A 20,459-nucleotide genomic window follows, 5' to 3' on the forward strand; every position below is an offset into this window, starting at 1 on the left:
GCGGATCGGGGCGAGGCGCCGGGGGCCGGGGTCTCGGCACGTCGCTGTCAGGCGGTGGTGCCGGGGCCCCGGAGGTCGGTGGTGGTTCCGGTGGCGAGCCAGTCCTCGACCGCCGCCACGTGCACGGTGCCGGCGCCGGCGGCGCGCAGGGCGTCGCGGTCGACCAGGGCCCGCCAGAGGGCCTCGTGCTCCAGGTGGGCCTGCTCGCGGGCGGGGGAGGTCCGGGTGCCCGCAGGGCAGGACCGGAGGAGGGCGCCGCGCACGATCCGCAGCCGCTGGGTGTGGGTGGAGAGGATGCCGAGCAGGGTGGACAGCACCGGGTTGCCGACGGCGTCGGCGATGGCGCGGTGGAACTCGATGTCCAGCTCGACGAACTCCTCGATGCCGATGTCCGTGGCGCTCCGGTCGAGGGTCGCCCGGAGCGCCAACAGCTCGTCGTCGGTGAGCCGGCCGGCGGCGAGGGCGGTCACCTGGGGTTCGAGCAGCCGTCGGACCTGGAGGAGCTGGCGGGCGGTGCGGCCGTGGGAGACGTCGGCGGCGAAGGCCAGGGCTTCGAGGAGCAGGTGCGGCTCCAGCCCGCAGACGTAGGTGCCGTCGCCCTGTCGGGCGACCACGATCCGCATCGCGGTGAGCGCTCGCACGGCCTCGCGCAGCGAGCCGCGGGACAGCCCGAGCCGGTCGGCCAGGCCGGCCTCGCTGGGCAGCCGGTCACCGGGCTGCAGGACGCCGGAGACGATCATGCCCTTGATCTTCTCGATGGCCTCGCCCGTCACCCCGATGGTGATCGCCTCCTGCGTCCGGGTGCTCGCGCCTGCGGGGGTCGGGCGAGGCCGCGGCGGCGCGGCCGGCCGGACCCGGTGCCGGCCGCGCCGCTGCGGCTCGCAGGCCGTACGACCCGTCACTCCTGCTTCTCGCCGGAGGCGAAGCGGGAGATGATCAGCGCGACGATGATGATCGCGCCGTTGAGGAACTGGTTCCACAGCGGCGGCACGCCCGCGAGGGTCATCACGTTGACCACGAGCTGGAGGGTCAGCACCCCGGTGAGCGCCCCGAACAGGGTGCCGCGCCCGCCGTTGAGGCTGACGCCGCCGATGACGGTGGCGGCGAAGACCTGGAAGATCCAGCCGTTGCCCTGGTCGGCGGAGATGGACCCGTAGTGTCCCGTGTAGAGGACGCCGGCGAAGGCGGCCACTAGGCCGCCGAGGACCAGCACCGTCCAGGTGATCCGGTCGACCCGGATGCCGGCGGCACGGGCGGCCTCGGGGTTGCCGCCGATCGCGTACAGCGCGCGGCCGTGGCGCAGCCAGGCGAGCGCGCACCCGCCGGCGAGGAAGAGCAGGGCGCAGATCCAGATCGCCGCCGGGACGCCGAACCAGCGGGCGCCGCCCAGGTAGGTGAACGAGCCGGGCAGGTTGACGATCGACTGCCCCTGGGAGACGGCGACCTGGAGCCCGCGGAGCAGGGTCAGCGCGCCCAGGGTGACGATGAAGCCGTTCAGGCGCAGCTTGAGGATCAGGAAGCCGTTGACCGCGCCGATCAGCGCGCCGACCGCCAGACACAGCGGGACGGCCGTCCAGGAGGGAAACAGCCCCAGGCCGTTGAAGCGCGCGCCGTGGTCGGGCAGGACCAGCCAGACCGCGATGACCGGGGCCACACCGATCGTGGACTCCAGCGAGAGGTCCATCCGGCCGGCGATCAGGATCAGCGCCTCGGCCAGGACGAGCAGGCTCAGCTCGGTGGCCTGCTGACCGACGCCCAGGAGGTTGTCGGAGGTCAGGAAGGCCGGCGAGACGGCGAAGCCGATGACGCCCAGGACGAGCAGGACCGGCACCAGTGACAGGTCGCGGTAGCGGGCGAGGGTGAAGCGGCGGTCGGCGGGCGCGGTGACGGCACTCGCCGGGCGCGCGCGGACCTCAGTGGTGGGAGACATCGCGTTCCTTCGTGTCAATCGGGCCGGCCAGGCCCTCCATGGCTGCGACCAGCTGTTCGTCGCTCCAGCCGTGTTCGAACTCGGCGACCACGCGGCCGTGGAACATGGCCAGGACCCGGTCGCAGACCCGCAGGTCGTCGAGTTCGTCGGACACGATCAGGGCGCTTCGCCCGGCGTCGGCGACCTGGCGGACGGTGCCGAGCAGGGATTCCTTGGACTTCACGTCGACGCCGTTGGTGGGCCGGACGGCGATGAGGACGTGCGGTTCGGTGGCCAGCGCCCGGGCGATGACCACCTTCTGCTGGTTGCCGCCGGACAGCGCGGACACGGGGGCCGCCGGCCCGGGCGTCTTGATGTCGAGTTCGTCGATCATCCGCCGGGCGAAGGCCCGGGTGCGCGAGGGCAGCACGGTGCCGAACGGGCCGAGCTGGTCGGTGACGGTCAGGGTGGCGTTCTCGGCGACGCTGCGCTGCGGAATGAGGCCCTGGAGGTGCCGGTCCTCGGGAACGAACCCGATGCCCGCGGCGAGGGCGGCGGGGACCCGCCCGGTGCGCACCGGGCGGCCGGCCACGGTGATGGTCCCGGTCTGGGGGCGGTGCAGGCCGGCCACGGTCTCGCCGAACCGGACGTTGCCGCTGGCGGCCGCGCCGGCCAGGCCCACGACCTCGCCGGCCCGCGCGGTCAGGGTCACGTCCTGGAAGGCGCCGGCCAGGCTCAGGCCGGTGACGGTCAACAGCGGGGCCCGGTGGGTGCCCGGCCGGCCGGGCACCGCCCAGGACGGCTCGCCGCCCCGAGCGCTCTCCCCGGTCATCGCCTCCACCAACGCCTGCCGGTCGAGTTCGGCGACCGGCGCGGTGACGATATGGCGCGCGTCGCGGTAGACCGTGACGGTGGAGCAGAGGTCGTAGACCTCCTGCAGATGGTGGGAGATGAACAGGAAGGCGACGCCCTGCTCCTGGAGCGAGCGCAGCTTGTCGAAGAGCAGCTCGATGCCGCGGGCGTCGAGCTTGGCGGTGGGCTCGTCCAGGACGATGAAGCGGGCACCGAAGGACAGCGCCCGGGCGATCTCCACGAACTGGCGCTGCTCGACGGTCAGGTCCTCGGCGCGAGCGGTCGGGTCGACGTCGACGCCGTACTCGGCCAGCAGCTCGGCGGCGCGCCGGCGCAGCCGCTTCCAGCCGATCGGCCGCAGCGCGCCTCTGTCGTCGGGGCCGTGCCGGTTCAGGAACAGGTTCTCGGCGACGCTCAGCGCGGGGACGACGGTGGAGCGCTGGTACACGCAGGCGACCCTGGAGCGCCAGGCAGCGGTGTCGCCGGGTGCCGGGGCGGGCTCGCCGCCGAACCGCAGGGTGCCGGTGTCCGGGCTCTGCAGGCCGGTGAGCACCGAGACGAGCGTGGACTTGCCCGCGCCGTTGCGGCCGACCAGGGCGTGCGACTCGCCGGGCGCGACCGAGATACGGGCGTCGCTGAGGGCGACGGTGGCGCCGAAGCGCTTGCTGATCCCGTCGGCCTCGACGACGGAGCCCCGTCCGGGGCTGGGGTCCGCCATGGCGGGGTCCTTTCCGAGGGCTCCGGTGAACGGCGGCGGGTGGCCGCAGGCTCGGCCGGCACCGCCGTTCACCGGGGGCGGGGACTACTTGCCGACGTTGTTGCCCCAGAGGCTCTGGTCGTCGACGTTCTCCTTGGTGACCAGGGGGGCGGGGAGCTGGTCCTCTAGGCCGTTGGGCAGCTGGATGATGGTGGACTGGTGGTCGGTGGGACCGGGCTGGAAGGTCTTGCCCTCGGCCGAGGCCTGCGCGTAGTGCAGGGCGTACTTGGCGTAGAGGTCGGCCGGCTGGGAGACCGTCGCGTCGATGTCGCCCCTGCGGATCGCGTCGAACTCCTGCGGGATGCCGTCATTGGAGACGATCGCGATGTGGCCGGGCTGGCCGACGGGCTTGAGCAGGCCCTTCTGCTGCAGCAGGGCCAGCGTCGGCTGCAGGAACACGCCGCCGGCCTGCATGTAGACGCCGCCCAGGTCCGGGTGGGCGGCCAGGGTGGACTGGAGCTTCGCGGAGGCGACGTCACCCTTCCAGTCGGTGGCCAGCTCGATGACCTCGATGCCGGGGAACTTCTCCTTCATACAGGCGGCGAACGCCTCGGAGCGGTCGCGTCCGTTGATGGAGCTCAGGGCGCCCTGGAGTTCGGCGACCTTGCCCTTGCCGTCGAGCTGCTTGCCGAGGAACTCGCAGGCCTTGATGCCGTACGCCTTGTTGTCGGCGCGCACCACCATGTAGACGTTCCCCTTGTCGGGGCGGGTGTCGACGCTGATCACCGGGATCTTCCGGGCGGACAGCTGTTCCAGGGTGGAGGCGATCGCACCGGTGTCCTGAGGTGCCATCACCACGGCCTTGGCGCCGGTGTTCTGGAACACCTGGACGTTGGCGACCAGCTTGGTGACGTCGTTCTGGGAGTTGCTCACCGGCAGGGTGTTCAGGCCCTGGGCGGAGGCGTCCTGCTTGACGTACTGCGCGTAGGAGTTCCAGAAGTCGGAGTCCGCGCGCGGCAGGTCGATGCCGATCGCCGGCTTGCCGCCGGCGGAGGAGTCCGAGGCGCTACCGCGGTTGCAGGCAGTGGCGAACCCCGCCAGGACGACGACGGCGGCGAGCGTGGCCGCGGTTCCGGAGGAGCGGAACTTCATGGTGCAGATCTCCTTGGCTGGGATTGGCCGGGTCCTCCACGGCGGTGAGGGGAACCGGCGCGGCGGGAGGGGTGCGAAGCCCGTCCCGGCGGGGCGAGGCGGGAGGGGAAGCCGGCCGCCTTCTCCGGCCCTGGTCCGGGAGGGGAGCCGGTTCCTGGTCGCGGCGATCGGGGCGGCAGACGACACCGGAGCGCGCGTCCCGTAGTTATGGGATGCCTTGCGATACGGAGGACCTTATGAGCCTGACAGCTGACTGACAAGAGGAAACCTCGGATGATTCACAACCGTGACATCCGAGTTTCCCGGATGTGTCACGACGCGCCGTCATATTGGCTCTGAGCTGCAAGGTTTGGGAGCTTCTGACGAGGCCTCACCCGGTGTCGCCAGGAAGACATCGGAGGACTTCTTGCGATATGCGAGGTCGCTCCGTATCGTCTGGGCATCACGGATTCATCCGATGTATCGGCCCATGGAGAGCCACGGCCTCCGGAGTGACCTGGGAGAGACAGCATGAGGTTCCTGCGGATCGGGCCGGCGGGGAAAGAGGTTCCGGCGGTCCTGGGCGAGGACGGGCGGGTGTTCGCGCTCTCGGCCCTGACCGGTGACATCGACGGGGCGTTCCTCGCCTCGGGCGGGATCGACCGCGCCCGGGCGGCCCTGGCCGCCGGGGACCTGACGCCCCTCGACCCGGCCGGCCTGCGGACCGGCGCCCCCGTCGCCCGCCCCGGCAAGGTCGTCTGCATCGGCCTCAACTACCGCGATCACGCGGAGGAGACCGGGGCGGCCGTCCCGGACCGTCCGGTGGTCTTCCTGAAGGACGCCTCCACCGTGGTCGGCCCCTACGACCGGGTGCTGATCCCCCGGGGCTCGACCAGGACCGACTGGGAGGTCGAACTCGCGGTCGTCATCGGCCGGGAGGCCCGTTACCTGGCGAGCCCGGCCGACGCGGCGGACCACATCGCCGGTTACGCGATCAGCAACGACGTCTCCGAGCGGGAGTTCCAACTCGACTACTCCGCCCAGTGGGACCTCGGGAAGTCCTGCGAGACGTTCAATCCACTGGGTCCGTGGCTGGTCACCCCGGACGAGGTCGGCGACGTGCGGGCGCTCGGCCTGCGCCTGGCCGTCAACGGCGAGGTGCGACAGGACGGCGACACCAAGGACATGGTCTTCGACGTGCCCTACCTGGTCTGGTACCTGAGCCAGTACATGGTCCTGCGGCCCGGCGACGTCATCAACACCGGCACCCCGGCCGGCGTCGCGCTGGGCCTGCCCGGCACCCCCTACCTGCGCGCCGGCGACACGGTCGAACTCGGCATCGACGGCCTCGGCACGCAGCGCCAGACCTTCTCCCACGCGTGAAAGGCACCGAGTTGTCCGCAACCACAGCGCGGATCACCGCCGTCGACACCTACGACATCCGCTTCCCCACCTCGCGGGAACTCGACGGGTCCGACGCCATGAATCCCGACCCCGACTACTCCGCCGCCTACGTCGTCCTGCGCACCGGCGCGGACGGCCACGAGGGCCACGGCTTCGCCTTCACCATCGGGCGCGGCAACGACGTCCAGGTCGCCGCGATCGACGCGCTGCGCGAACACGTCGTCGGACGCCCCGTCACCGGGCTGTGCGCGGACCCCGGCTCGCTGTACCGCGACCTGATCGGTGACAGCCAACTGCGCTGGCTCGGCCCCGAGAAGGGCGTGATGCACATGGCCGTCGGCGCCGTCGTCAACGCCGTGTGGGACCTCGCCGCCAAGCGCGAGGGCAAGCCGCTGTGGCAGCTGCTGGCCGACGCGGACCCGGCGTGGCTGGTCTCTCAGATCGACTTCCGCTACCTCACGGACGCGCTGACTCCCGACGAGGCGCTGGAACTCCTGCGCAACGGCAAGCGCGGCGCACCGGCGCGGGCCACCGAGCTGCTGCGCCGCGGCTACCCCGCCTACACCACCTCGCCCGGCTGGCTCGGCTACAGCGACGAGAAGCTCACCCGCCTCGCCAAGCAGGCGGTCGCCGACGGCTTCACCCAGATCAAACTGAAGGTCGGCGCCGACCTGGCGGACGACACCCGCCGCTGCCGCGCCGCCCGCGAGGCGGTCGGGCCGGACATCCGGATGGCGATCGACGCCAACCAGCGCTGGAACGTCGACGAGGCGATCGAATGGACCAACGCCCTGGGCGAGTTCGACCCGTACTGGATCGAGGAGCCCACCAGTCCGGACGACGTGCTCGGCCACGCCGCCATCCGGCGGGGGGTCCACCCGATCAAGGTCGCCACCGGTGAGCACGTGCAGAACCGGATCATCTTCAAGCAGCTGCTCCAGTCCGGCGCCATCGACGTCCTCCAGCTGGACTCCGCCCGGGTGGCCGGCGTCAACGAGAACCTCGCCATCCTGCTGCTCGCCGCCAAGTTCGGGGTCCCGGTCTGCCCGCACGCCGGCGGCGTCGGACTGTGCGAACTCGTCCAGCACCTGTCGATGTTCGACTACGTCGCGCTGTCCGGCACGGACGAGGACCGTGTCATCGAGTTCGTCGACCACCTCCACCAGCACTTCCTCGATCCGGTGGTGATCGAGAACGGTCGCTACCGGGCCCCCACCACGCCCGGGTTCTCCGCGACGATGCACCGGGCCACCATCGACACCTACACCTACCCGGGCGGCGCGTTCTGGGCCGCGGAACCGTCGGAGCCGGCGGCGCAGGGGGGCCGGGCATGACCACCGACCTCGACGGGCTCACCGCCCTGGTCACCGGCGGGGCCTCCGGCATCGGCCTGGCCACCGCCCGACTGCTCGGCGAGCGCGGAGCGGACGTCGCCGTCCTGGACCTCGACCCGACCGACGCCCGCCCCCCGCTGCGCGGCTTCACCGCCGACGTCGCCGACGACCGCTCGGTGCGCTCGGCCGTCCAGGCGGCGGCCCGGGCGCTCGGCGGGATCGACATCCTGGTCAACAACGCAGGCGTCGGCGCGGTCGGGACGCTGGAGGACAACCCCGACGAGCAGTGGCACCGCGTCCTGGACGTCAACGTGCTCGGCATCGTCCGCACCACCCGCGCCGCCCTGCCCCACCTGCGCCGCTCGGTGCACGCCTCCGTGGTCAACACCTGCTCCATCGCCGCCACCGCCGGCCTTCCGCGGCGCGCGCTCTACTCGGCGAGCAAGGGCGCCGTCCTCTCGCTCACCCTCGCGATGGCCGCCGACCACGTCCGCGAGGGCATCCGGGTCAACTGTGTCAACCCCGGTACCGTCGACACCCCGTGGGTCGCGCGACTGCTGGGCGCCGCCGACGACCCGGCCGCCGAACGCCTCGCGCTGAACGGCCGTCAGCCGACCGGACGTCTGGTGGCCGCCGAGGAGGTGGCCGCCGCCATCGCCTACCTCGCCTCCCCGGCGGCCGCGAGCGTCACCGGCACGGCCCTGGCGGTCGACGGCGGCATGGCCGGCCTGCGGCTGCGACCGGAGCCCCGCCCGTGAAGCCGCGCCGCCGCCCCCTCGGCCGCACGCCGGTCCAGGTCACCGAGCTCGGCTTCGGCGCCGCCGGAATCGGCAACCTGTTCACCGCGGTCGGCGACGACCGCGCGGAACAGGCCGTCACCGCCGCCTGGGAGTGCGGCGTACGGTACTTCGACACCGCCCCGCACTACGGTCTGGGCCTGTCCGAGCGCCGGCTCGGCGCCGTGCTGCGCACCCTGCCCCGGGGCGAGTACACGCTGTCCACGAAGGTCGGCCGGCTGCTGGAGCCGGCCCCCGCCGGTGGGGGCGACGACCTGGCCGACGGCTTCGCCGTCCCCGCCACCCACCGCCGCGTCTGGGACTTCAGCGCCGGCGGCGTGCGCCGTTCCATCGAGGACAGCCTCCGACGCCTCGGCCTGGACCGGATCGACGTCGCCTACCTGCACGACCCCGACGACCACGCCGAGCAGGCGCTCGCCGAGGCCTACCCCGAGCTGGAACGCCTGCGCGCCGAAGGCGTCCTCGGGGCGATCGGGGTCGGTATGAACCAGGCCGGGATGCTGGCCCGGTTCACCCGCGAGACGGACCTCGACGTCGTCCTGCTGGCCGGCCGCTACAGTCTGCTCGACCAGCGCGGACTGGCCGAACTGCTGCCGCTGGCCCACCGGCGCGGCGTCGGCGTCGTCGTCGGTGGCGTCTTCAACTCGGGCCTGCTCGCCGACCCGCGCCCCGGCGCGACCTTCGACTACACCGCGGCCCCCGCCGAGCTGCTCGCCCGCGCCACCGCGCTCAAGGCCGTCTGCGCGGAGCACGGCGTACCGCTGCGCGCCGCCGCCCTGCGGTTCCCGTTCGGGCACCCGGCCGTCGCGAGCGTGCTGGTCGGCACCCGCAGCGCCGAGGAGGTCCGGGACGCCGCCGCGCTGCTCGACCACCCGGTTCCGGCGGCGCTCTGGGCGGACCTCAAGGAGCGTGGTCTACTGCCGGCGGACGTCCCCACCCCGGCGCGGGAGAGCTGATGCGCATCGCCCTGTTCATCACCTGCTTCAACGACACCCTGTACCCCGGTACCGGCCGGGCCGTGCTGACCGTCCTCGAACGCCTCGGGCACACCGTCGAGTTCCCGCGGGACCAGACCTGCTGCGGACAGCTGCACTTCAACACCGGCTACCGCCCCGAGGCCATACCGCTGGTGGCCCGCTTCGCCCGGGCCTTCGCCGACTACGACGCCGTGGTCACCCCCTCCGCCTCCTGCGCCGGCATGGTCCGCGACCACCATCCCCTGCTGGCCCGGGAGTACGGGAACCCCGGCCTCCAGCGGCAGGTCGAGGACCTGGTGCCCCGGGTGCACGAGTTCACCGAGCTGCTCACCGACGTCCTGGGCGTCACGGACGTCGGGGCCCGCTTCCCGCACCGGGTCGCCTACCACCCCACCTGTCACTCGCTGCGCGGCCTCCGGCTCGGGGACCGCCCCTCGCGCCTGCTGCGCGAGGTCGAGGACCTCGACCTGGTCGACCTCCCCGCGGCCGACTCGTGCTGCGGCTTCGGCGGCACCTTCGCCGTCAAGAACGCCGACACCTCGGCCGCGATGCTCGCCGACAAGGGCGACGCGGTGCTCGACAGCGGGGCCGAGGTGCTGTGCGCCGCCGACAACTCCTGTCTGATGCACATCGGGGGCGGACTGTCCCGCCGGCGCGCCGCCGTGCGCACCATGCACCTGGCCGAGATCCTCGCCGCCACCGAAGGAGCCGCGCCGTGAGCGACCACCGTGACCGCGGCGTCGTCTGGCTGGGCGCCCCCTCCTTCCCCGACGCCGCCCGCGGGGCGCTGAAGGACACCCAACTGCGCGCCAACCTCAGGCGCGCCACCGCCACCATCCGCGACAAGCGGCTCGCGGTCGCCTCCGAACTCGACGACTGGGAGCAGCTGCGGGACGCCGGCGCCGCGATCAAGAGGCGCACCTCGCGGCACCTGGACCGCTACCTGGTGCAGTTGGAGGCATCCGTCACCGCGGCGGGCGGCATCGTGCACTGGGCCGCCGACGCGGCCGAGGCCAACCGCATCGTCACCGAACTGGTGCTCGCGACCGGCGAGCGCGAGGTGGTGAAGGTGAAGTCGATGGCCACCCAGGAGATCGGGCTGAACGAACACCTGGCCGAAGCCGGCATCACCGCCTACGAGACCGACCTGGCCGAGCTGATCGTCCAACTCGGCGACGACCGGCCCTCGCACATCCTCGTCCCCGCGATCCACCGGAACCGCACCGAGATCCGCGACCTGTTCGCCGCCGAGATGCGCCACTGGGGGCGGCCCGCTCCCGAGGGCCTGACCGACGAACCGGCGGACCTCGCGGAGGCGGCCCGCCGCCATCTGCGGAGCAGGTTCCTCACCGCCAAGGTGACCGTCTCGGGGGCCAACTTCGCCGTCGCCGACACCGGTACGGTCGTCGTCGTGGAGTCCGAGGGCAACGGCCGGATGTGCCTGACCCTCCCCGAGACGCTGATCACCGTCATGGGCCTCGAAAAGGTCGTCCCCACCTGGTCCGACCTGGAGGTCTTCCTCCAGCTGCTGCCGCGCTCCTCCACCGGCGAGCGGATGAACCCCTACACCTCCACCTGGACCGGCACCACCGACGGCGACGGCCCGCGGACCTTCCACCTGGTCCTGCTCGACAACGGCCGCACCGACACCCTCGCCGACCCCGTCGGACGGCAGGCCTTGGCGTGCATCCGCTGCTCCGCCTGCCTCAACGTCTGCCCGGTCTTCGAGCGCACCGGCGGCCACGCCTACGGCTCCGTCTACCCGGGCCCGATCGGTGCCGTCCTCACCCCCCAGCTCGTCGGCGTCGAGAACGCCGCGAGCCTGCCGTTCGCCTCCACCCTCTGCGGAGCCTGCTACGACGCCTGCCCCGTGAAGATCGACATCCCGGAGGTGCTCGTCCACCTGCGGGCCGAGGTCGTCGAGAGCGGGACGGGCGGTGCGGAGGCGCCGGCCATGAGGGCGGCCGCCGCCGTCCTCGACTCCCCACGACTGCTCGGCGCCGCCCAGAAGGCCGCCGCCCTCGGTGGCCGGGCCCTCGCCCGCCACGGCCGCATCGGCCGGCTGCCGGGCCCGCTGCGCGGCTGGTCCGACACCCGCGACACCCCCGTGCCCCCGGCCGAGTCCTTCCGGACCTGGTGGCGCAAGAACCGGGAAGGCGAACGATGAGCAGCCGTGAAACAGTCCTCGGCCGCATCCGGGCCGCCCTCGCCGACGTCCCCGCCGACGAGGACCCGGACGACGTCCCGGTGCCCCGGGCCTACCGCCGCCGCCACACCGAACCGGGCGAGGACGTCGTCGCCCTGTTCGCCGAGCGGGTCGCCGACTACCGCGCCACCGTCACCCGCACCGACCGGGCGGGCCTGCCGGCCGCCATCGCCGCCGCCCTCACCGCCCGCGCCGCCGTCCGTCTGGCGCTGCCCGACGGCTTCCCCGTCGAGCTGCTGCCGCCCGGCGACTGGCAGTGGCACCCGGAACCGCTGGACGTTCCCGAGCTGGACGCCCTGGACGGCGCCGTCACCCTCGCCGCCGCCGGCATCGCCGTCACCGGGACCGTCGTCCTGGACACCGGCCCCGGCCAGGGCCGCCGTGCGCTCACCCTGGTCCCCGACTACCACCTGTGCGTCATCCGGGCCGGCCAGATCGCCGACGACGTCCCCGAGGCCCTCGCCCGCCTCGATCCGACGCTCCCGCTGACCTTCGTCTCGGGCCCGTCCGCCACCAGCGACATCGAACTCGACCGGGTCGAGGGCGTGCACGGCCCCCGCACCCTGCACGTCATCATCGTCGACCCCACCCGACCGGACCCGGAGCCGTCATGAGGATCGCCCTGCACACCCGCGTCCGCGAGGACCGGATCGAGGAGTACGAGGCCGCCCACCGCGCGGTGCCCGCCGAACTCACCGCCGCCATCCGCGCCGCCGGCGTCAACTCCTGGACCATCTGGCGCAGCGGCTGCGAGCTGTTCCACCTGCTCGAATGCGAGGACTACGCCCGGCTGCTCGGCGAACTGGAGCGCCTTCCGGTCAACGTCGCCTGGCAGGCGCGGATGGGCGAACTCCTCGACGTCGCGCACGACTACGGCGAGGGCGGTGCCGCGGCCGGGCTCCGGGCGGTGTGGGAGCTGTGACCGGCCCCGGCACCGTCGACGCGCACCACCACCTCTGGAACCTCGCGGCGAGGCCCCAGCCCTGGATCACCGGTGCGGCCCTCGCCCCGCTCGCCCGCTCCTTCCACGTCGAGGACCTGGCGCCGCGGGCCCGCGCCGCCGGTGTGAGCGCCACCGTCGTCGTCCAGACCGTCTGCGTCCCCGGGGAGACCTCCGAGCTGCTGGCCCTCGCCGCCGGCGGCGGCCTGGTCGCCGGCGTCGTCGGCTGGACCGACCTCACCGCCCCCGACGTCGCCGACGCGCTCGCCGCCCTGCGTGAACGACCCGGCGGCGACCGGCTGGTGGGCATCCGGCACCAGGTCCAGGAGGAGCCCGACCCGGGCTGGCTGCTGCGGCCCGACGTGCACCGCGGGCTACGCGCGGTCGCCGGGGCGGGCCTCGCCTACGACCTGGTCGTCAGGCCGCACCAGCTGCCCGCCGCCACCGCCGCGGCCGCCCGGCTGCCCGGTCTGACGTTCGTCCTCGACCACCTGGGCAAGCCGCCGATCGCCACCGGGGCGCTCGAACCCTGGGCGGGGCACGTGCGCCGTCTGGCCGCCCTGCCCAACACCGTGTGCAAGCTGTCCGGCCTGGTCACCGAGGCCGCGCCCGGCCGCTGGGGGAGCGAGCACCTCGGGCCGTACGCCGACACCGTCCTCGACGCCTTCGGCCCGCGGCGGCTGCTCTTCGGTTCCGACTGGCCGGTGTGCACCCTTCGGGCCGGCTACTCCGACGTCGTGCGGACCGCCGAGCAGCTCGTGGCCGGGCTGAGCCCGGGCGAGCGGGACGCGGTGTTCCGGCGCAACGCGGTCCTGGTCTACGGCCTCGACGTACCCGTTCCGGGCGTCGCCGCCACCTGAACCGGGGCCCGCGCCGCCGCCCGCGACACCGGCCGCCCGTGACACCGGCCGCAGGTGCCGCCCTGCCGCGGCCGACGGGCCCCGGGCCGAAAGGGGCGGGGTGACTATGCTGTGACGATCAGGACCAGGGAGGCAACACCGTGCCCGTCACCGACGAGGCGATCGAGAAGATCAAGGCCATGATCGTCAGCGGTGAGCTGCGGCCGGGCGCGCGGCTGCCCAAGGAGGCCGACCTCGCCGAGCGGCTCGGCCTGTCACGCAACTCCCTGCGCGAGGCGGTCAAGGCGCTCTCGCTGATCAGGGTGCTGGACGTGCGCCAGGGCGACGGCACATACGTGACCAGCCTTGAGCCGCACCTGCTGCTGGACGCGCTCGGCTTCGTCCTCGACTTCCACCAGGACGACACGGTGCTGGACTTCCTGGAGGTCCGCCGCATCCTGGAGCCCGCCGCCGCGGCCATGGCCGCCCGGGTGATGTCCGAGCAGGACATCACCGCCCTGGGCGAGGTGCTGGAAGGCCTGCGCGACGACTCGGCGCTGGAGGAGCTGATCGACAACGACGTCGAGTTCCACCGCCGGATCGCGGCAGGCTCGGGCAACTCCGTGCTCTGCTCGCTCATCGACGGGCTGTCCGGCCCGACCGCGCGGGCCCGGACCTGGCGCGGCCTCACCGAGGAGGGCGCCGTCGCCCGGACCCGCGAGCAGCACCGCGCCATCTTCGACGCCATCGCCGGCCGTCGCCCCGACGTCGCGCACGCCTGGGCCACGATCCACGTGGCCGGCGTCGAGCAGTGGCTACGCAACATCCTCGGCGCCCCCGGGTCCGCACTCGGCTGAAGGGCCGCCGATCCGCCCGGCCGCCGATCCGCCCGGCCGCCGATCCGCCCGGCCGCCGATCCCCCCTGTCCGCCGATCCGCCGGCCACCCCACGCGGGCCCGTGCGACAGGCGTGTCCGTCCTGCGAACAGAGCCGTCCACCACGGGCCTGTCACGGCTGCCGGCGAGTGCCTGGCGTCGTCCCCCAGTGGTGAACGGATCGCCCTTGCGCGGCTGCCGGCCCGTACGGTCCTCGCCGCAGACTCCGGGGTGGAGGACCTACTGGTCGAGCACCTCACGGCCGAGCACCGGGCGCCGCACCACCGGATCGGCGACGAGCGAGTCCACGTCCTCCTGCACCCCCTCAAGCCGGAGGAGGCCGCCGTCGCCACGTGACGGGTCCCGCTGGTGCGGCACCGGGGGGTGGTAGGACGGGGTGCCCGTCCCGTCCTGCCGGAGCGAGACCGTCCGCGTAGGCGCGGGGATCGAGATGCCTTCCGTCCGGTACCGCTGGTGCAGGCGCTTGATGAACTCGTGCTTGATCCGGTACTGGTCGCTGAACTCGCCGACACCCAGGATCACCGTGAAGTTGATCCTTGAGTCCGCGAAGGTGTGGAAGCGGACGGCGGCCTCGTGGTCGGGCACGCCGCCGCTGATGTCAGCCATCACACTGTCGACGACGTCGAGGGTGACTCTCTCCACGTGCTCCAGGTCGCTGTCGTATCCGACCCCGACCTGGACCAGGATCGACAGCTTCTGCTCGGGCTGGGAGTAGTTCGTCATGTTCGTCCGCGCCAGGCGGCCGTTGGGGATGATCACCAGGTTGTTCGACAGGTTGCGCACCACGCTGTTGCGCCAGTTGATGTCGACGACGTACCCCTCCTCCCCGCTGGTGAGCCGGATGTAGTCACCCGGCTGGACCGTCTTGGAAGCGAGGATGTGCACACCCGCGAAGAGGTTGGCGAGGGTGTCCTGCAACGCCAGCGCGACCGCGAGACCGCCCACGCCGAGGGCGGTGACCAGGGGGGCGATGGACACACCGAGGGTCTCCAGGGCCACGAGGACGCCCATCGACAGCACCACGATCCGGGTGATGTTGACGAAGATGGACGCGGATGCCGCGACACCCGTTCGAGAGGCGGCCACGGACTGCACCAGCCCGGCCACCACCCGGGCCGCGCTGAGCGTCGCGATGACGATGAACACGGCCATCAGCGACTGATCGACCAGTCCCCCAGTCCGCGCGGTGAGCGGAAGCGCCGAAGCGGCCACCGCGACCCCGGCGAGCACGGCCGCCCAGGGAACGATGGTGCGCAGCGCGTCGACGATGACGTCGTCACCGCTCCATTTGGTCCTGGTCGCGTGTTTGCGCAGCCATTTCATCAGGGCCCGCAGCAGGAGACCGGCCGTGCAGCCGGAGGCCAGCGCGATGCCGGCCACCACCCAGTCGTGCAGGACCAGGTCCCGGGTCACCGCGCCGCTTCCACTGCGTGGGGAGGGAGGGAACGGGCCGTCGCCGGCCGCTGTATGTGTTGTGTCGTCATCCTGTTGCCTGTCAGATCGTTCTGTTCGTAGCCACGTCGGAGCGGATGTACGCGTTCCGAACGGACTGCCAGCCTGCCCCATGGGCAGGCCGCCGCTACGAGCAGCCCGCCGTGCAGCCGGTCGACCGCGCCCTGCCCGCCCGACGAACGGCCGACGATCACCAGAACCGAGCGCCGGTCGGGCCCGGGGGCTCCCCCGCGCCATGGGGAACGGTCGGCGGAAGGTCGCTACGCCGGCGCCAGCTCGAGCGCTCGGCCCGCCGAGGACGACCCGCCCGCCGCTCCGCGGCGGTGCTGAGACCCGGGGCGTGCGTGCCGGTGGGCAGCCGCCGCCGCGGGGCCATCCCCCCCGGGCGCGGGGAGCAGGAGGCTGCTGTGGTCAGTTCGCGTCCTCGGCAAGCACCAGGACCAACTCCTCCCGTTTGACGTCGACCTCCCGAGCCGCACGTCCGAGAGTCCGAGCCGGGGAAGGGGCGTCACCGATGGAGAGGTTCACCCGCAGCAGTTCCTCCACGCCCGCGCCGACCAGGTCGCGGCGGGCCCGCAGCAAGCTGTTGATCGCACGCTCCACGGTGTTGCGCTTCGTCGTCACAGGTGGGAGACCAGCATCCATACGGCAATGGCGAGGAACGCGATCCCGACCACACGCTGCATCAGGTAACCCCTGCGCGTGGGCTCACCGGCATCAGGGTCCTTCACCCACCCCCGCTGGAGCCGCCGGTTCATCCCCCACAGGAGCTGTGGCCGCAGTACCTGAAGAAGCCCCATCGCGAACACCGCGCACGCCACCATGATGAACATCCGTCCTCCTCGTCTGGCCACCGCGGGCGTTCCTCTCATCTGACACCCGCTCATCCAGCGGCTGCCCTCGGAGCCTCGCCTGAAACAGGGTCTGCAACCCGCGGTGCGCCACCACCCGGCTGTCCGGCATCGCGGTGGGGCGACCTCGGCGGCGACATCGGCTCCGGGCTCACACTGACCCCCGACCAGCGGGCGAACTCCTACTGCTGGGAGGTCGGCCTCTCCTCTCCAGCTCGACGACCGGGACGTCGGGGCGGGCGCGGACGTCGGAGACGGCCCGGGCCACAGGCGGCGGACCGGTCGGGGCCGGCTGATGTGTCAGTCGTGCTCGCCGGTGCGCCGCGCTGCGGACGGGGGCCTCGTACTGGCCGAGCTGTACGTGGACTACCGCGGCACCCCCCGCCCCGCACCGACCTCGGACGGCACCACCGGCTGGCTCCTCCCTCGGTCCCCCACCAGACGGCCGACCAGGGCAACCGCGTCCCCGGTCGACCGCCTCCGCCGGCGGGCGCGCCGGCGCCCGGGGTTCGCTGATCCGGTCCGCGAGTCGGTCGACGGCCGCACGGGCAAGGACCCGTTCGCCTGACCGGCCGTCAGATACGGACCTGGTTCTCCACCCGGTGCCTGATGTAGTCGTCCGGGTGCGCCCGGGCGACCGCCGTCGCGGTCTCCACCAGGTGGTGCAGCTCCGGTCGGTAGGCCGATGTCCGCAGCGGGAGGCCGGGGAGGATGCAGCGCCGTACGTCGAGGTCCTCGTTGGTGACGAACTCACGCAGGGCGGCCTCGTTCCATTCGCGCACCAGGACGGCCCGGTCGGTGGCCCCGTCCAGTTCCAGGGCGCCGGGGTGCTCCGCCGTGGCGCCGTCGGAATCGAGGGGGAACGCCGTCCAGTACCAGGCCCGGGCCGCCCCAGCGCGCTGCGCGTCGGTACCGCCGACCAGACGGGCGAGCAGTCCGGCGCGCACCCGCCGGTAGCCGTAGGCGTTCAGGGCGGGCTCGACGAACCACCGGTTGTAGCTCGGGTCCGGGTCCTGGACGGCAGCCTCCAGCAGGGCCTCGAAAGACTCCTCGGAGAGCACCAGCCCCCGCTCCCCGGCATCGCGCAACGCCCGTCGGACGGCGTGGCCCCAGGCCCGGCCGTCGCCGTCGGCAGGCTCGGGCGCCGGCTTCAGCCCGGGGATCCGGGACACCTCGGCCAGGCATCGGTGGAACGTCGAGGTGTCGTCGTCGGTCCGGTCCGGCAGCGCCGCGAAGGTCTGCGCGGTGCCGGTTGCACCGTCGCCGGCCGGCTCGTCCCGCTCCGTGGTCACGTCGTCCTCCCTGCCCCCGTGACCGACCCGGTGGCCGGCGACGTGGAGCCTAGCCGATACACGGTTCCGCCGAGGCTTCAGCGAAGGAATATCGCACGCCCGAAATGACGCTCCCCGCCAATCGGAGCCGACACCTCGACCACCGCCAAGCCCCGCGCCTACGCCACCGACCTTACCCACTCCCAGCTGATCGCCGTCTCCGCCGCCTCCAACCGCAGCAAGGGCGACAAGCGGAAGTGCGGCGCGATCCAGCCGAGGGCGCCCTTGAACAGGCGAAACGCGGGCTCAAAGTCGAATCCGCTTAGGAAGGTGCGCCGTATCCGGTCCCCGTGTGCGGTGTCGATGCCGGTGGCCGAGGAGCACAGCCACAGCGGCTTCGCTTCGCGTTCGCCAGGCCGGTGCTCGACCGGGAGGCGGACCAACGTGCCGTGGGTGATGGGGATTTCACCTTCGCCGTCGAGCCATGGGCCGTGTTCTTCTAGCCAGGGCCTGTCCGGTCGATCATGTTCGGAGGCAGATGAAACCCGTCCAGCCCCGGGCAGGATCAGCAATGGCGACTTCAGCGACTGCCCGGCCCCGGTCGGGACCGGGTCACCAGCACGACCGCGGGTCTTGTACGTGCTCTGGTGAGTGCCGGTCCTCGCCCCTGCCCAGGCCGGTCTGGACCAGGAAGCCGGGGTCCACTTCCCACGGCGGGGCAGCAATGTGCACCCGCTGGGTGCCGGGGATGCCCACCTCGACGAGGACCCCGTCGCGGAACATCCACAGACCGAACAGGTCGTCGTCCTCGTCGTGGAGCATGACCTGCACGCAGGCGGGCTCGTTCCACGGCAGGGACTCCAGGTCCTTGAGTACCCCGCGGCGCCGGTTCCACCGCTCGAACTCGATGTGCCAACCCCCAACAAACCAGGGAATCTGCACGAAGCAGCCGTGCCAGGTGCGGGCCTCGTCCGGCCGCGTCAGCGGCTCCATCACCTCGTCCTCGGACCGCGCCAACACGATGACCTGCGCCATTCTGCTCATACCCACATATCACACCGTGCCGGGGCCCGAGGCAATCGATTTTGGGACCCCGAGCCGTCGGGGCTCCTTCCGTACGCGGAGTCCGCCGCATGGGCAGCGGCCGTTCTCCGGCTTCTTCGTGACTCGACATCTCGAAGCGTGGAGAACGGCCACCTTCGCTGTCCCCGGAAGAACCGCAGATCAGCAGGTCGACTGACCAGTGGGGTTGAACAACGAGCTCAGGCGGGTGTGGCCGGCTTCCTGCCGCGCCGGGCGCCGAGGAGAGCGCACCGGAACAGGATCAGCAGGGCGGCCGCGGCGCCCAGTGGGGCGAGCAGGCAGGTGGCGGGCAGGTCCTCGTCCGGGTAGGGGTCGCCCACACCACGCGCGCTGTCGCCGGGTCGCCGGCGGCCACCTCCAGCGGGGCGCTCACCCCGACGGCCGGATGTGCGACGCGCTCGAGGCCGAGGGTTGCCGTCGAGTAGTCGCGATCGCCCACCCGGTAGGTGACCTGGTAGTCCCTGCCGCGCTTTCGGGGGATCGCGGAGGTGATCGTTCCGTTCACCCTGAGCGGCTTGTCATCGATGAGGCTCCCGGCCCGCTCGCCCAGCGGCCGCGAGGGAGCAGCGCGGCCGCCGGTCGCCAACCCGTCGGCCCTGTGGTCGCCGTGCCGGTCGCCAGCGTGCCGGAGGGGTGGATCGCCGGGCTCGCGGCCGGTGGCATCGCCCTGGACGACCCGGCCGTCCATCACTTGTTGACGGCCTGTCTACGCGCGCTGCCCAGCGTCCTTCCCTGTGCCGGCCCGATTCGGGACCGGCACGAAAGGGAGAACCCCCGTGCTGCGCGAGACCCGCGCTCTGCTGACCGGTTCGGTCGCCCTCCTGGCCCTCAGCCTCACCTTGACCACCTTCACCGCCGACGCCGCAGGTGACCAGAGCGGCATCGACGCCTGCGCCCGCGAGGCCCCGTGGGCGGGCTTCGCGAAGGACAAGTCCGGCGAGGGCCGCAACGACGACGCGATCTACGCGGTGGCGATCGCCATGGCCGAGTCCGGCTGCGACCGGCTGGCCGACCACACCGACCATCCCCACCGACCCCGACCCGGGCCCCAAGGAGCTCGGTGCCCGGCAGATCAATGAGCACTGGTCCCCCGAGGTCCACGGCCACGACGCCGGGATCGTCACCGCCGAGAGCTGGCAGGACATGGGCTGGTCGGCACGAAAGGCCTTCAAGATCGACAACGGCGGCACCGGCCGGGGCTGGGCCTCGTGGGCGGGCTGGCACCTGGGCACCTGGGCACCTGCCACCAGTACCTCGGCCAGGCACGGGAGGCGGTCTACCGCGTCTGGCAGTGACGTCCCACCCCCGCGGGACCACCGCGGGCCCCGACCGGCCGAAGCGGCTCGGCCCCGACCGGCAGACCGTCATTCGGACCGGTCCCCGACGACGAACTCTCCACCGCTACCCTTCCCCCCACCCGCGGACCGGCCCGCTACGGGCGGGCCGGTCCCCCCTGCTCATCCCCCAGAGGACGCCCATGTTCAAGGTCAACGAGTACTTCGACGGCACGGTGACGTCGATCGCCTTCACCACGGCGGACGGGCCGGCGACCGTCGGCGTCATGGCGCCCGGCGCGTACGGGTTCGGCACCGCGAAGCGCGAGATCATGCACGTGGTCTCCGGCGCCCTGACCGTCCGGCTGCCCGACTCCGAGCAGTGGGAGACGTTCGAGGCAGGCGAGCGGTTCGACGTACCGGCCGACAGCGCGTTCCAGGTCAAGGCCGACGTCGAGACCGCCTACCTCTGCGAGTACCGCGACTGATTCCGGCCGCGCGGCCCGCCCGGGACGGCGCGGCCCGCCGGTGCGCCCAGCACGGGCG

The 20,459-nt window shown here is 72.6% G+C and carries 23 protein-coding genes; 12 read left to right on the forward strand and 11 right to left on the reverse strand.

Translation table 11 applies throughout. The features are described 5' to 3' along the window. Positions 1-47: 47 nt before the first annotated feature. The 4 genes from OG618_RS00460 to OG618_RS00475 all read right to left on the reverse strand — a co-directional run bounded on the left by OG618_RS00460 (position 48) and on the right by OG618_RS00475 (position 4,610). Complete coding sequence (locus OG618_RS00460; RefSeq protein WP_329491966.1) at positions 48-779, reverse strand: FadR/GntR family transcriptional regulator; 732 nt, start codon at positions 777-779, stop codon at positions 48-50. A 119-nt stretch (positions 780-898) separates the two neighbouring features. Next, positions 899-1,930 (reverse strand): ABC transporter permease, encoded by a 1,032-nt coding sequence (locus OG618_RS00465; RefSeq protein WP_329485059.1) that lies wholly within the window; start codon positions 1,928-1,930, stop codon positions 899-901. Continuing rightward, positions 1,914-3,479: a sugar ABC transporter ATP-binding protein gene (locus tag OG618_RS00470; RefSeq protein WP_329485060.1), complete on the reverse strand. Its 1,566-nt coding sequence runs from the start codon at positions 3,477-3,479 to the stop codon at positions 1,914-1,916. The genes OG618_RS00465 and OG618_RS00470 overlap by 17 nt, the downstream gene beginning before the upstream one ends. Positions 3,480-3,563: 84 nt before the next feature. Next, complete coding sequence (locus OG618_RS00475; protein WP_329485061.1) at positions 3,564-4,610, reverse strand: sugar ABC transporter substrate-binding protein; 1,047 nt, start codon at positions 4,608-4,610, stop codon at positions 3,564-3,566. Between the two features lie 510 nt (positions 4,611-5,120). Here OG618_RS00475 and OG618_RS00480 point away from each other — a divergent pair. From OG618_RS00480 to OG618_RS00525, 10 genes are all read left to right on the forward strand, one after another. Next, positions 5,121-5,972: a fumarylacetoacetate hydrolase family protein gene (locus OG618_RS00480; RefSeq protein WP_329485062.1), complete on the forward strand. Its 852-nt coding sequence runs from the start codon at positions 5,121-5,123 to the stop codon at positions 5,970-5,972. 11 nt (positions 5,973-5,983) lie between these two features. Next, entirely contained in the window at positions 5,984-7,327 is a 1,344-nt protein-coding gene (locus OG618_RS00485) for an L-fuconate dehydratase (protein ID WP_329485064.1), read from the forward strand. Then, positions 7,324-8,085: an SDR family NAD(P)-dependent oxidoreductase gene (locus OG618_RS00490; protein WP_329485065.1), complete on the forward strand. Its 762-nt coding sequence runs from the start codon at positions 7,324-7,326 to the stop codon at positions 8,083-8,085. Before OG618_RS00485 ends, OG618_RS00490 begins: the two co-directional genes overlap by 4 nt. Further along, entirely contained in the window at positions 8,082-9,080 is a 999-nt protein-coding gene (locus tag OG618_RS00495) for an aldo/keto reductase (protein ID WP_329485066.1), read from the forward strand. The genes OG618_RS00490 and OG618_RS00495 overlap by 4 nt, the downstream gene beginning before the upstream one ends. Beyond that, positions 9,080-9,820, forward strand: coding sequence for a (Fe-S)-binding protein (locus OG618_RS00500; protein ID WP_329485068.1), 741 nt, complete (start codon positions 9,080-9,082; stop codon positions 9,818-9,820). The genes OG618_RS00495 and OG618_RS00500 overlap by 1 nt, the downstream gene beginning before the upstream one ends. Beyond that, positions 9,817-11,268: a lactate utilization protein B gene (locus tag OG618_RS00505; RefSeq protein WP_329485069.1), complete on the forward strand. Its 1,452-nt coding sequence runs from the start codon at positions 9,817-9,819 to the stop codon at positions 11,266-11,268. Before OG618_RS00500 ends, OG618_RS00505 begins: the two co-directional genes overlap by 4 nt. Further along, positions 11,265-11,921 (forward strand): LutC/YkgG family protein, encoded by a 657-nt coding sequence (locus OG618_RS00510; protein WP_329485070.1) that lies wholly within the window; start codon positions 11,265-11,267, stop codon positions 11,919-11,921. Before OG618_RS00505 ends, OG618_RS00510 begins: the two co-directional genes overlap by 4 nt. Then, on the forward strand, positions 11,918-12,229 hold the full coding sequence (locus OG618_RS00515) for an L-rhamnose mutarotase (RefSeq protein WP_329485071.1): 312 nt from the start codon (positions 11,918-11,920) through the stop codon (positions 12,227-12,229). The genes OG618_RS00510 and OG618_RS00515 overlap by 4 nt, the downstream gene beginning before the upstream one ends. Continuing rightward, positions 12,226-13,107 (forward strand): amidohydrolase family protein, encoded by an 882-nt coding sequence (locus OG618_RS00520; protein WP_329485072.1) that lies wholly within the window; start codon positions 12,226-12,228, stop codon positions 13,105-13,107. The genes OG618_RS00515 and OG618_RS00520 overlap by 4 nt, the downstream gene beginning before the upstream one ends. A gap of 140 nt (positions 13,108-13,247) precedes the next feature. Next, complete coding sequence (locus OG618_RS00525; RefSeq protein WP_329485073.1) at positions 13,248-13,943, forward strand: FadR/GntR family transcriptional regulator; 696 nt, start codon at positions 13,248-13,250, stop codon at positions 13,941-13,943. Positions 13,944-14,201: 258 nt separating this feature from the next. Here the strand turns inward: OG618_RS00525 and OG618_RS00530 are convergent, their stop codons facing one another. From OG618_RS00530 to OG618_RS00560, 7 genes are all read right to left on the reverse strand, one after another. Beyond that, positions 14,202-15,395: a mechanosensitive ion channel family protein gene (locus OG618_RS00530; protein ID WP_329485074.1), complete on the reverse strand. Its 1,194-nt coding sequence runs from the start codon at positions 15,393-15,395 to the stop codon at positions 14,202-14,204. A 450-nt stretch (positions 15,396-15,845) separates the two neighbouring features. Beyond that, positions 15,846-16,058 carry a hypothetical protein gene (locus tag OG618_RS00535; RefSeq protein WP_329485075.1) on the reverse strand — a complete coding sequence of 71 codons (213 nt, stop codon included), beginning with the start codon at positions 16,056-16,058 and terminating at the stop codon, positions 15,846-15,848. Then, on the reverse strand, positions 16,055-16,267 hold the full coding sequence (locus OG618_RS00540; protein ID WP_329485076.1) for a DUF6199 family natural product biosynthesis protein: 213 nt from the start codon (positions 16,265-16,267) through the stop codon (positions 16,055-16,057). Before OG618_RS00540 ends, OG618_RS00535 begins: the two co-directional genes overlap by 4 nt. 593 nt (positions 16,268-16,860) lie before the next feature. Continuing rightward, positions 16,861-17,577 (reverse strand): hypothetical protein, encoded by a 717-nt coding sequence (locus OG618_RS00545; protein WP_329485077.1) that lies wholly within the window; start codon positions 17,575-17,577, stop codon positions 16,861-16,863. A gap of 158 nt (positions 17,578-17,735) precedes the next feature. After that, a complete protein-coding gene (locus OG618_RS37945) occupies positions 17,736-18,128 on the reverse strand; it encodes a hypothetical protein (RefSeq protein WP_442906716.1) in 393 nt (130 codons plus the stop codon). A gap of 40 nt (positions 18,129-18,168) precedes the next feature. Continuing rightward, positions 18,169-18,600, reverse strand: coding sequence for a hypothetical protein (locus OG618_RS00555; protein ID WP_329485078.1), 432 nt, complete (start codon positions 18,598-18,600; stop codon positions 18,169-18,171). Positions 18,601-18,818: 218 nt separating this feature from the next. Then, entirely contained in the window at positions 18,819-18,959 is a 141-nt protein-coding gene (locus OG618_RS00560) for a hypothetical protein (RefSeq protein ID WP_329485079.1), read from the reverse strand. A gap of 456 nt (positions 18,960-19,415) precedes the next feature. Between OG618_RS00560 and OG618_RS00565 the strand changes: the two genes are divergently transcribed. Together OG618_RS00565 and ppnP are read left to right on the forward strand one after the other, a co-directional pair. Next, entirely contained in the window at positions 19,416-19,718 is a 303-nt protein-coding gene (locus OG618_RS00565; protein WP_329485080.1) for a hypothetical protein, read from the forward strand. A 398-nt stretch (positions 19,719-20,116) separates the two neighbouring features. Beyond that, positions 20,117-20,401 carry a pyrimidine/purine nucleoside phosphorylase gene (gene ppnP / locus OG618_RS00570; protein ID WP_329485081.1) on the forward strand — a complete coding sequence of 95 codons (285 nt, stop codon included), beginning with the start codon at positions 20,117-20,119 and terminating at the stop codon, positions 20,399-20,401. Positions 20,402-20,459: the final 58 nt, after the last annotated feature.

This window comes from Kitasatospora sp. NBC_01246 (genome assembly GCF_036226505.1).
In the GTDB taxonomy this organism is placed as follows: domain Bacteria; phylum Actinomycetota; class Actinomycetes; order Streptomycetales; family Streptomycetaceae; genus Kitasatospora.